Source organism: Pseudonocardia sp. NPDC049154, from assembly GCF_040648315.1.
Taxonomy (GTDB): domain Bacteria; phylum Actinomycetota; class Actinomycetes; order Mycobacteriales; family Pseudonocardiaceae; genus Pseudonocardia.
Map to the genome: position 1 here is coordinate 17,016 of NZ_JBEZDN010000035.1, position 10,775 is coordinate 27,790.

At 75.1% G+C, this 10,775-nt stretch carries 11 protein-coding genes; 4 read left to right on the top strand and 7 right to left on the bottom strand.

Annotated elements, in window-relative coordinates; genetic code table 11:
• Positions 1 to 15 precede the first annotated feature (15 nt).
• Positions 16 to 816, bottom strand: a complete 801-nt coding sequence (locus AB0B41_RS18590; protein WP_358204689.1) for a helix-turn-helix transcriptional regulator — start codon at positions 814 to 816, stop codon at positions 16 to 18.
• 88 nt (positions 817 to 904) lie between these two features.
• Between AB0B41_RS18590 and AB0B41_RS18595 the strand changes: the two genes are divergently transcribed.
• From AB0B41_RS18595 to AB0B41_RS18605, 3 genes are all read left to right on the top strand, one after another.
• Positions 905 to 1,297 carry a PaaI family thioesterase gene (locus AB0B41_RS18595; RefSeq protein ID WP_358204691.1) on the top strand — a complete coding sequence of 131 codons (393 nt, stop codon included), beginning with the start codon at positions 905 to 907 and terminating at the stop codon, positions 1,295 to 1,297.
• A gap of 102 nt (positions 1,298 to 1,399) precedes the next feature.
• Positions 1,400 to 2,260, top strand: coding sequence for an LLM class F420-dependent oxidoreductase (locus AB0B41_RS18600; protein WP_358204693.1), 861 nt, complete (start codon positions 1,400 to 1,402; stop codon positions 2,258 to 2,260).
• Positions 2,261 to 2,299: 39 nt separating this feature from the next.
• On the top strand, positions 2,300 to 3,670 hold the full coding sequence (locus tag AB0B41_RS18605) for a phenylacetate--CoA ligase family protein (RefSeq protein WP_358204695.1): 1,371 nt from the start codon (positions 2,300 to 2,302) through the stop codon (positions 3,668 to 3,670).
• A gap of 40 nt (positions 3,671 to 3,710) precedes the next feature.
• On the opposite strand, the gene AB0B41_RS18610 is transcribed toward AB0B41_RS18605, so the two are convergent.
• The 3 genes from AB0B41_RS18610 to AB0B41_RS18620 form a co-directional block, all read right to left on the bottom strand.
• Positions 3,711 to 4,802 (bottom strand): LLM class flavin-dependent oxidoreductase, encoded by a 1,092-nt coding sequence (locus tag AB0B41_RS18610; protein WP_358204698.1) that lies wholly within the window; start codon positions 4,800 to 4,802, stop codon positions 3,711 to 3,713.
• Positions 4,803 to 4,872: 70 nt separating this feature from the next.
• Positions 4,873 to 6,033 (bottom strand): hypothetical protein, encoded by a 1,161-nt coding sequence (locus tag AB0B41_RS18615; protein WP_358204699.1) that lies wholly within the window; start codon positions 6,031 to 6,033, stop codon positions 4,873 to 4,875.
• Between the two features lie 126 nt (positions 6,034 to 6,159).
• The gene (locus AB0B41_RS18620; protein ID WP_358204702.1) at positions 6,160 to 6,369 is read right to left on the bottom strand and encodes a hypothetical protein; all 210 of its coding nucleotides are present in this window, start codon (positions 6,367 to 6,369) and stop codon (positions 6,160 to 6,162) included.
• Positions 6,370 to 6,595: 226 nt separating this feature from the next.
• On the opposite strand from AB0B41_RS18620, the gene AB0B41_RS18625 reads away from it, so the two are divergent.
• Positions 6,596 to 8,479, top strand: a complete 1,884-nt coding sequence (locus AB0B41_RS18625) for an FAD/NAD(P)-binding protein (RefSeq protein ID WP_358204704.1) — start codon at positions 6,596 to 6,598, stop codon at positions 8,477 to 8,479.
• Positions 8,480 to 8,629: 150 nt separating this feature from the next.
• Here AB0B41_RS18625 and AB0B41_RS18630 read toward each other — a convergent pair whose 3' ends face one another.
• The 3 genes from AB0B41_RS18630 to AB0B41_RS18640 all read right to left on the bottom strand — a co-directional run bounded on the left by AB0B41_RS18630 (position 8,630) and on the right by AB0B41_RS18640 (position 10,767).
• Positions 8,630 to 9,610: a sulfite exporter TauE/SafE family protein gene (locus AB0B41_RS18630; protein WP_358204706.1), complete on the bottom strand. Its 981-nt coding sequence runs from the start codon at positions 9,608 to 9,610 to the stop codon at positions 8,630 to 8,632.
• A gap of 90 nt (positions 9,611 to 9,700) precedes the next feature.
• The gene (locus tag AB0B41_RS18635) at positions 9,701 to 9,826 is read right to left on the bottom strand and encodes a hypothetical protein (protein ID WP_269322965.1); all 126 of its coding nucleotides are present in this window, start codon (positions 9,824 to 9,826) and stop codon (positions 9,701 to 9,703) included.
• A 245-nt stretch (positions 9,827 to 10,071) separates the two neighbouring features.
• On the bottom strand, positions 10,072 to 10,767 hold the full coding sequence (locus AB0B41_RS18640; RefSeq protein WP_358204708.1) for a sirohydrochlorin chelatase: 696 nt from the start codon (positions 10,765 to 10,767) through the stop codon (positions 10,072 to 10,074).
• Positions 10,768 to 10,775: the final 8 nt, after the last annotated feature.

Here is a 10,775-nt window from a genome sequence, read left to right on the forward strand (position 1 = left end):
CGTCCCCGCCGCCGACTACCCGAAGCGCCTGCGCAGGTAGTCGGCGGTGGGGGCGTCGGCGGGGAAGAAGGACTCCACCGCCACCTCTTCGAGGGTGATGTCCAGCGGCGCGCCCAGCACCGAGACCGTCGAGAAGAAGGTGAGCAGGCCGTCGGGGTGGCGGAGCCGCAGCGGCAGCACAACCCGGTTGCGCGGGTGGGCGTCGGGGTCGAGGCCGAGGGTCCGGCAGTGCCCGACCAGCTCGTCGAGCAGGGCCCCGAGGGCGGGGTCGGCGGAGCGGTCGGCCTGCCGGCGCAGCCGGGAGACGAGGTGCGCCGCGTACTCGTCGAGGCCTTCGACGTACCGGGCGAGCCCGCGCGGGTGCAGGGCGAGCCGCAGCACGTTGGCCGGCGGCTCGAGCAGCCCCGGGTCCACGAGCTCGACGAACACCGCGACGGCCCGGTTGCTGTCGATCATGTCCCACTGCCCGTCGACCAGTACCGCCGGGAACGGGTCGTGCGCCGCCAGCAGCCGGTTCAGCGAGCTGTGCACCTCCGCCATCTCCGACGAGTGCAGCGAGTGCTGGGAGTAGGCCGGCGCGAACCCCGCCGACACCAGCAGCTCGTTGCGGGCCCGGAGCGGCAGGTCGAGCTCCTCCGACAGGTGCAGCACCATCTCGCGGCTCGGCCGCGACCGCCCCGTCTCCAGGAACGACAGGTGCCGGGCCGACACCTCCGCCTTGTTGCCGAGGTCGAGCTGGGTGAGCCGGCGGCGCTGCCGCCACTCCCGCAGCAGCCCGCCGAAGGCCGTCTCGACCGGGACCGTCACCGCTGTCATGACCCGAACGGTACAAAGCCGCCCGGCGCCGGGCGATGACCTCGGAGGTCATGGCGCGACGGCACCCCCGCGCGCGAGAGTCCCGGTCATGGACTCGACCGAGCAGATGTACGCCGCCATGCCGTTCACGAAGGTCCTCGGTGCGACGGCGGTGCGGGCCGACCGCGACGAGGTGCGGCTGCGGCTGGAGTGGACCCCCGAGCGCTGCACCAGCGGTGGCCTGCTGCACGGCGGCGCCACCCTCGCGCTGGCCGACGCCGCCGGCGGCTGGGCCGGGTTCCTCAACCTGCCGGAGGGGTCCTCGGGGACGGCGACCACGTCGTCGTCGACCCATTTCCTCCGGCCGGTGACCGGCGGCGCGGTCGAGGCCTCCGCCCGGGTGCTGCACGCGGGACGCACCGCGATCGTGGTGGTCGTCGACGTGACCGACGACCGCGGCCGGCTCACCGCGCGGGTGACCCAGTCCCAGGCGGTGTTGTAGGCGCTCAGGGTGGTACCGACGGGACCAGGCTCGCGCCGGGCGCGCCGCGCCGGGCCGGGCTAGCGTCGTAACCGGAGGACCATCCACCTGTGAGGAGAGCGCGTGAAACTCGGCCTGCACATCGCGGACTTCACCTACCCGAGCGGCCCGCAGGGCCTCGCCGACGACCTCACCCGGATCGCCGTCACGGCCGAGGAGGCCGGGATCGCACGGGTCAGCGTGATGGACCACGTCTGGCAGATCCGGCCCGTGGGGCCGATCGAGAACGACATGCTGGAGGCGTACACGACGCTGGGCTACCTGGCCGCGCGCACCGAGCGCGTCGAGCTGCTGGCCTGGGTCACCGCGGTCAGCTACCGCGACCCGGGGCTGCTCGCCAAGCTCGTCACCACCCTCGACGTGCTGTCGAAGGGGCGGGCGTGGCTCGGCATTGGTGCCGCCTGGAACGACGAGGAGGCCCGCGGGCTCGGGCTGTTCTTCCCGTCGACCGCGGAGCGGTTCGAGCGGCTGGAGGAGACGCTGCGCATCTGCCTGCAGATGTGGAGCGCGGACGAGGGCCCGTTCGAGGGGACGCACTACCGGCTCGAGCGGACGTTGAACGTGCCGCAGTCGCTGACCCGCCCGCACCCGCCGATCCTCATCGGCGGCGGCGGTGAGAAGAAGACGTTGCGGCTGGTCGCGCAGTACGCGAACGCGTGCAACCTGTTCGACGGGCCGGAGCTGCCGCACAAGCTCGACGTACTGCGGCAGCGGTGCGAGGAGGTCGGCCGCGACTACGACGACATCGAGAAGACGGTCATGGGCCGCGGCTACGGGAGCGACCCGAAGGAGCTGGTCGCACACCTGGAGGAGCTCGCCGGGCTCGGCGTCCAGGAGTACCACGGCCTGATGCCGGACGTGTCCGAGCTCGAGCCCCTGCGGGAGCTGGGGCGCGAGGTCGTCCCGGCGGTCGCGGACCTCTGACCCGTTCCCCACGGGGCGGGGAGGTCCCACACTGTCCGGATGCCGGACGAGGACCGCACCGCCTACGAGCGGCTCCGCGCCGCGCACCTCAGCGCGGTGCGGGCCGCGCTCGACGACCACGTGGCGCAGCTCGACCGGCCGCGCGCGGCGATCGAGCGGCACCGCACCGAGCGACTCCGGGCGCTGCTCGGGTGGGCACGCGAGCGCTCGTCCTTCCATGCCGCCCGGATGGGCGAGGTCGACCCGGCCACGGCGACCGTCGCGGACCTCGCGCGGCTGCCCGTGATGACCAAGGCGCAGGCCCAGGAGGAGTGGGACGCGATCGTCACCACCCCGGGCCTGGACCGCGCCGGGGCCGAACGGGTGCTCGCCGAGCAGCGCTGGTTCTCGTACACCCCGCAGGGGCAGCAGGTGTTCAGCTCCGGCGGGTCGAGCGGCGTGCGCGGCGTGTACGTGTGGGACTGGGAGCAGTACGTCACGCTCGCGTGCCTGGCGTGGCGCTGGCAGGTCCGGGCCGACCGCGCCGCCGGGGTCGACGGGCCTGCCCGGCTGGCCGTGCTCTCGGCCGGCGGGCCGCCGCACGCCAGCACCCCGTTGTTCGACGTCGCCACCGACGCGTCCACGGAGACCGTCGTGATCCCGGCCGCGGCGCCGTTCGACGACGTCGTCAAGGCCGTCGCCGACGCCCGCCCGACCGCGCTGGTCGGGTACGCGTCGGTGATCGGCCGGCTCGCCCGGGCCTCGCTCGCCGGGGAGCTCGACGTCCGCCCGCTGCGGGTGAGCACCAACTCCGAGCCGCTGACCGAGGAGGACCGGACCGCGATCGGCGCGGCCTGGGGCGCCCCGGTGCACAACCTCTGGGGCTCGACGGAGATCGGCGTCCAGGCCGTCGGGTGCGGGGTGGGCGACGGCCTGCACATCTCGGACGACGAGGTGATCCTCGAGCGGGTGGACGCCGACGGCCGCCCCGTCGGCCCGGACGAGCCCGCCGCCCGCACCCTCGCGACCGGGCTGGCGGGCCGCACGTTCCCGTTCGTCCGCTACGACCTGGGCGACGAGGTCACCCTGCTGCCCGGGACCTGCCCGTGCGGCAGCGCGATGCCGCGGGTCGCCGCCGTGGCCGGGCGACGCGACGACGACTTCCGCTACGGCGGGCTGCTCGTCCCGGCCAGCGCGTTCCGGTACGTCCTGGGCACCGACCCGACGATCTCCGAGTACCAGGTGCACCAGACCCCGGACGGGGCGGACGTCCTGGTCGTCGGCTCCCCGGACGTGTCGGCGGTGGTGGCGGCGCTGGTGGAGGCTTTGGAGCCCTACGGTCTGCCCGGAGCCGTGATCACCGTCCGCGCCGTGGACCGGATCCCGCGCCATGCCTCGACCGGCAAATTGGCCCGTTTCAAGCCCTTGTGAGTGCCGATAGTCGCCATAGCGACTATCGGCACTCACGACCTCAGGCCGCGGCGTCGCGCCTCGCGACCTCCTGGCGGACGAGGGGGATGACCTCGCGGCCGAACTCCTTCGCGTCCTCGAGCAGGTCGTAGCCGCGGGCGGACAGGATCCGGACGCCGAGGTCGTAGTAGTCCATCAGCGCCGCGGCGACCGTCTCCGGTGTGCCGACGAGCGCGGTCGAGTTGCCCGCGCCGCCGGTGGCCGCGGCCGTCACTGTCCACAGCGCGCGGTCGTGCCGCTCGCCGTCGGCGGCGCTGGCGAGCAGCCGCTGCGAACCGGCGTTCTCCGGGTCGGTCAGCTTGTGCCGGCGGGTGAGCTGCTGCCCGCCCGCGGTGCGCTCGCGGATCCGGGCGACGGTCGCGTGCGCCTTCTCCCAGGCCTCCTCCTCGGTGCGGCCGAGGATCGGGCGGAACGCCACCTGGAACGTCGGCGCCGGGCGGCCGGCCTCCTTGGCGAGCTGGATGATCGTCGCGATCTGCTCGGCGGTGCCGGCCAGCGGCTCGCCCCAGAGCGCGTAGATGTCCGCCTCCTCGGCGCCCACCTTGTACGCGGCGGGGGAGGAGCCGCCGAACGAGATGCGGGGCCGCGGCTGCTGGGCGGGCCGGACGTCGAGCACGAAGTCGGAGAAGTCGTAGTGCTCGCCGTGGAAGTCCCACGGCTCGCGCTCGGTCCACGCCCGCTTGAGGATCTGGATGGCCTCGCGGGTCCGGTCGTAGCGGCGGTCCTTCGGCAGGACGTCGCCCTCGCGCTGCTGCTCGTGGTCGTTGCCGCCGGTGATCACGTGCAGGGTGAGCCGGCCACCGGACATCGCGTCGAGCGTGGCGACGGTCTTCGCCGTGAAGGTCGGGTAGGAGACGTTGGGCCGGTGGGCGAGCAGCAGCTGCAGCCGCTCGGTGTGGTCGGCGATGTAGGCGGCGGCCTGCGCGGGGTCCGGGCTGCCCGACGAGTACGCCGTCAGGACGCGGTCCCAGCCGCTCTCCTCGTGCGCCCGGGCCAGGGCGAGGGTGAACTCGGGGTCGAAGGCGGGGCCGGAGCGGGGACGGGTCTCGGTGCCGTCGTTCGTCGCTCCGATGCCGAGGAACTCGACGGGCATGGCGTGCTCCTTCGCGGACGGGAGTCGGCTCTCCCCTCGCACAAGGCGGCCGCGGCCCGGCGTGTTCCCCTCAGGTGCCGTCGGCGAGCCGGCGGGCGCGGCCCCGCAGGTCGGCGACGGAGGTCAGGTCGGCGTCCACGGCCTTGATCGCCCGGCTCGTCTCGCGCAGCTCCTCGACGCTGCGGCGCACGTCCTCGAGCCGCGTCGTCGTCGCCTTCTCGCGGGCGGTGACGGCGGCGCCGGCCGTGCGGCGCAGCGTGGTCTGGGCGGTGCGGGAGGCGTCGCGCAGCTGCTTGACCAGCACGATCTGGAACTCGTCGACCATGGCGCGGTTGCGTGCGCGGGCCTCCTGCCGGCGGCGGTCGAGGGAGCGCTTGCGCTCGGCGGCCACTGCCGACCCCCCGAGCGCGAGCGCGGCCGCCACGGCCCCGGTGATGAGGATCCAGAGCGGCATCGTGACGTGGAAGACCCGCGTGAGCACGAGGGACATCATGATGCCGGCGTAGGAGGGCATGACGATCCTGGCCATCCGGGCGGGCACCGGCATGCGGCCGCCGTCGGACGACGTCGTCGGCGGCGCGAGGGCCTCGACCAGCGCGGCCGGTGTGATCATCGGCAGGGCCGGGACCTCGAGCGGGGCGTCGAGCTCGAGGTGCCGGTCGAGCCGGCCGGCGAGCGCGGCGACGGTGTCGCGGGCCTGCTCGCGGGTCCGGTCGGCCTCGATGACCAGGCGCGTGCGGAGCTGCTCGTCGAGCCGGGCGCGGTCCTTGCGCGGGTCGGTCGCGACGAGGGCGGCCTCGGCCTCGGCGAGCACACTGCGGGAGGCGGTGCGGACGGCGAACTCGGCGTCGGACACGAGGGTGGCGAAGCCGTCGGCGAGGAGCTGGGGCCACTCCCGGGCCAGGGCGCGCTCGTGGTCGGACTGGGCGCGGGTGCGGGCGAGCTCGGCGCGCAGCCGGTTGGCGCGGGTGGGGTCGGCGAGGGAGGCGCGGCGGTAGCGCAGGTCGGCGCCCAGGGAGGCGAGCGCGCGGTCGGTCTCCTCGCCCGCGGCGCGGATCGCGGCGGCCTCGTGCTCGGTGTTGCGGGCCGACCGCAGGGTCTCGCGGGCGCGGCGCACCCGGCGGATGAGGTCCGCGCGGTCGTTGGCCTCCGCGCCGGCCAGGGTCTCGTCGAGGAGCTCGGCCGCCTCGGCGGCGGTGCTGCGGGTGGGGGCGATGATCGTCTCGGACATCTCCGGCTCCTCGGGTGGTGGGGACGGGGTACGGCTCCGGGGGGGGGGCGGGCGGGGGGGGGGCCGGGGGGGGGGGGGGGGGGTTCGGGCCGGGCCCGGCCGGGGGGGCGGGCCGGCCGGGTCCGGTCATGCGGCGAAGTCGTCGTAGCCCTCGTCGCCCTCGTCGTCGCCGCCGTCGTCGTCGGAGACCTCCTCGGCGGAGTCGTCCTCGTCGAAGCTGGCGGTCTCCTCGAAGTCGTCGCCGCCGTCCTCGTCCTCGCCCGTCTCCTCGAACTCCTCCTCGTCCCAGCTCTCCTCGTAGTCGTAGTCCTCGGCGTAGGTGCTCTGCCACGGCATGGTGTGCTCCTCGGGTTGTCGTTGGGGGCCCCGTCCGGGCCTCCGATACCGAGAACTGTGCCGATCCGCGACGCACGTGACGACCGAGTCAACCCCCGCACACCGGTCGTCGGCCCCCGTTCCGGGTGTGGGGTGGGCCCCACCCCGGCACGGGGGCAGGACCCCCGGGAATACCGGCGGTGGGTCGATGCGCTGCACAGTCAGAAGGTCGACTGCCGGGAGGACGATGAGCACCGCCATCGCGATCGTGGGGGCCGGTCCGCGCGGCGTGGGGATCCTGGAGCGGATCTCGGCCAGCGCGCCCGAGCTGTTCGGCGACGCCCTGGACGTCCATCTCGTCGACCCGTACCCGGCGGGTGCCGGGCGCATCTGGCGCGACGCGCAGTCGCCGCTGCTGGCCATGAACTCGATGGCCGCCGACGTCACGATGTACACGGACGACTCGGTGGTCTGCGACGGGCCGATCATCCCCGGGCCGTCGTTCTGGGAGTGGGCGCAGGGGCTCTCCGAGGCCGACCTCGCCGACTGGCCGCCGGAGCTGGCTGCCGAACTGCGCGCCGTCACCGCCTCGACGTTCCCGAGCCGCCGGCTGCAGAGCCGCTACCTGGCCGCGGTGCTGCGCGCGGTCGTCGCCGACCTGCCGGACAACGTCCGCGTGCACGTGCACGCCGCCCGGGCCACCGGGCTGACCGAGCGGGCCGGCCGGCAGGTGCTGGCCGTCGAGGGGGAACCCGCGCTGACGGTCGACGCCGTCGTGCTCGCGTCGGGGCACCTCGACGCCACCCCGGCGCCGGACGAGCAGGCCCTGGTCGACGCCGCCACCGCACGCGGGCTGCGCTACCTCCCGCCGGAGCAGACCACGGACTCGGACCTCTCGGTCGTCGAGCCGGGGGAGACGGTGATCGCACGGGGGCTCGGGCTCGCGTTCGTCGACCTGATGGTGCTGCTGTTCGAGGGGCGCGGCGGCCGGTTCGAGGAGGGCCCGGGCGGGCTGACCTACGTACCGTCGGGCCGGGAGCCGCGGCTGGTCGCCGGGTCGCCGCGCGGCGCCCCGTACCACTCCAAGACGCACTACCAGCTGCGCGCGGGCCGCCCGCCCGTGCCGCGGTTCCTCACCCCGGACGTGGTCGACACGCTGCCGCGGCCGCTGGAGCTGCGCCGCGACCTCTGGCCGCTGATGGCCAAGGAGATCGCGTTCGGCTGGTACCACGAGCTCTTCCTGGGCCACCCCGAGCTCGTCGCGCTGCCGTGGGAGGAGTTCGAGCGGCGCTACGCCGCGCTCGACTGGGACTCCCGGGAGATGACCGGGCTGCTGGCGTCGGCCGTCCCCGACCCGATCGACCGCATCGACTTCGCGGCCCTGGACCGGCCCTTCGACGGGCTCGCGGCCGGGTCGCTGGAGGAGCTGCAGCCGCTGGTCCGGGCCCGGATCGCCGAGGACCTGCGCCAGCACACCGACGAGCGGCACACGCCGCACCTCGGCGCCTTCACGGCCATGCTCGCCGTCTACGGGGAGATCACCCGCGTGCAGGGCGCCGGGCTGCTGTCGGCCGCCTCGCGGGCCCGCGACGTCCCGTGGTGGCAGGGCTTCTTCAACTCCGTGGCGAGCGGCCCGCCCGGGTTCCGGGTCCGGCAGCTGCTGGCGCTCTCGGAGGCCGGGTTCGTGCAGTTCCTGGGCCCGGGGATGTGGGTCGACCTCGACGACGACGGCTTCCGCGCGGGCAGCAGCACGCTCGCCGGGGCGCCGCCGGTCCGGTCCACGATCCTGATCGATGCCCGGCTGCCCGACCCCAGCGTCGAGCGCACCGCCGACCCGCTGCTGGCCGGCCTGCACGCCACCGGCGAGGTGTCCGAGGAGGTCCTGCGGGACGAGTCGGGCGCGGTCCTGCGGCACACCGGGCTGGTCCGGGTGCGGCCGGCCGACGGGGCGCTCGTCGACGAGGCCGGTCACGCCCACGACCGGCGGTTCGCGGTCGGGCCGCACACCACCGTCAAGGTCGCGGGGGCCTTCACGCGGCCCGGGATGAACGCGCAGAGCCTGCGCTACAACGACGCCGTCGCCCGCGCGGTCCTGCTGTCCCTGCCGGGCGCGCGCAGCGCCGCCGCCTGACCCCCCGAACCAGCGAACGGCGCTCTCGCTCAGTCCTCGTGAGCGAGAGCGCCGTTCGTGCGTCGGGCCCTGGAGTCGGGCGCCGCGGCCGAGGGTGAGCGAGCGGCCCTGTCGTTCACATCCGGTGAGCGAGAGCGCCGTTCGTTCGGGTCAGTCCTCGTCGGGGAGGGGGCGCGGGGTGGAGTCGGAGGGGATCCGCTCGGTCGACCCGCCGGCCGTGGCCCCGGCCAGCTCCCGGCCCTCGGCCGCCGGCGGCGCGGCCGCGGCGGCGCGGGTCCGGCGGAGCCGCTGCACCGAGACGGCGACCGCGGCGACCCAGGCCGCGACGATCAGCGTGTAGGCCACGGCGAGCACGGGGCCGGACGCGTCGAGCGCGTTCAGGATCGTGCGGGCGTTGGTGAACACGATGATGCCGCCGACCGCGGTGCCCAGCACCGGCGCGGGGATCTTCGTGACCAGCCAGGCCGCGATCGGTGCGGCGACCAGGCCCCCGAGCAGCAGACCGCCGATCGTCCACGGGTCGAGGACGGCGCTGCCCAGACCGAGCAGGAACCCGATGCTGGCGAACAGCGCGACCAGGAACTCCGAGGTGTCCACGGACCCGATCACGGTGCGCGGCGCCGTCCTGCCCGCGGTCAGCAGCGCCGGCGTCGCGACGGGACCCCACCCGCCGCCGCCGGTGGCGTCGACGAACCCGGCGACGAGGCCCAGCGGCGAGAGGAACTTCGAGCGGTGCGGCGAGCGCCGGGCCGTGGCCTCGCGGGGCGGGCGGACCGAGAAGCGCAGCAGGATGTAGACGCCCAGCGCCAGCAGGATGCCGGCCATGATCGGGGCGGCGTCCTCCGTCGACAGCGCCGAGAGCACCGTGGCGCCGAGGAACGCGCCGATCGCGCCCGGCACGCCGAGGCGGAGCACGAGCTTCCAGTCGACGTTGCCGAAGCGCCAGTGCGAGGCGCCGGCGGCGAGGGTGGTGCCGACCTCGGCGAGGTGCACGGAGGCGCTGGCGGCCGCCGGGTTCACGCCGGCGATCAGCAGCAGCGACGAGGACGTGACGCCGTAGGCCATGCCCAGGGCGCCGTCGACGAGCTGGGCGCCGAGGCCGACCAGGGCGAAGACGATCAAGGTGCGCATTGCGGTGGTTCTCTCGCGGTGGTGGGCGCGCGCGGGCACGGCGAGCGGGCCTGGGCGCGGCGCGGTCGAGCAGGGAAGCGACGACGAGGGTCAGCGACAGAGCTCGTCGAAGGCGTGGCCGCGGCGCGACGGCCAGAACAGCTCCAGGTCCGAGACCCGGAGGGGCCGCACGGCGAAGGCGCCCGGGGAGAGCGGGCGCAGGTCGTCGGCGGGCATGACCCCATCGTGCGATCACGGGCGCGGAGGCTCAACCGGGCGTCCGTGATGCGGGAGCAGCGGCAAATGTCCGGACGAAACGGCGCTGGTCGGACCGGGGTTCTGACGTGCGGGGACGCCGGGGAGAACGATCGTTTGCCCTGCTCGGCGTGGTCAGTCTCTCAAGCGCGGGCGCTCGCGGTGTCCGCTCCGTGTCCTGCGAGCAGAGAGGGGAGTGGACCGGACATTGGCGTGCCGGGGAGGGGTCAGGCGGCGGCGGGCAGCAGGGTGGCGGCGGCGGTGCGGTAGCGCGCCAGGACCACGTCGGCGATCGCGGGGTGGGCACCGAGCGCCTCGGCGACGGGCGCGCCGGCGGCCTGCTCGTGCACCCGGTCGAGCAGGCGGCCGGGGGCGAGGAACCAGGAGGCGACGGCGATGCGGCGCGCGCCCCGCTCCCGCAGCTCCGCGATCCCGTCGGCGATCCCGGGGGAGGCGGTGGCGAAGGCGGCGACCGTCTGCGGCCAGCGCTCCGCCAGCCGCTGCACGACGGCGTTGGCGGCCTGGTGCGAGGAGCCCGTGCCGGCGAGCACGAGGCCCAGACCGGGGTCGCCCGGCGCCAGGCCGAGCGCGGCGAGCCGCTCGGCGGCGACGTCGAGCAGCGCGGGGTCGGGACCGAGGACGTCGGCGACCCGGACGTGCGGCGCCCCCGACTCCTCCACGACGGCCGGGATGTCGACCCGCGCGTGGTACGCCGAGCCGAGCAGCAGCGGCACCACGACCGCGGGCCCGTCCAGACCGGCCAGCACCTCACCGAACCCGGGCTCGTCGAAGTCGAGGAAGGCGGGCCGGACGTCGATCTCCGGCGCTCGCGAGCGCACGACCTCGACGAGATCCCGGACGGTCGTCGAGGACCGGGGGTCGCGGCTGCCGTGGGCGACGGCGACGAGGGTGGGAGAGGTCATCGACGGTC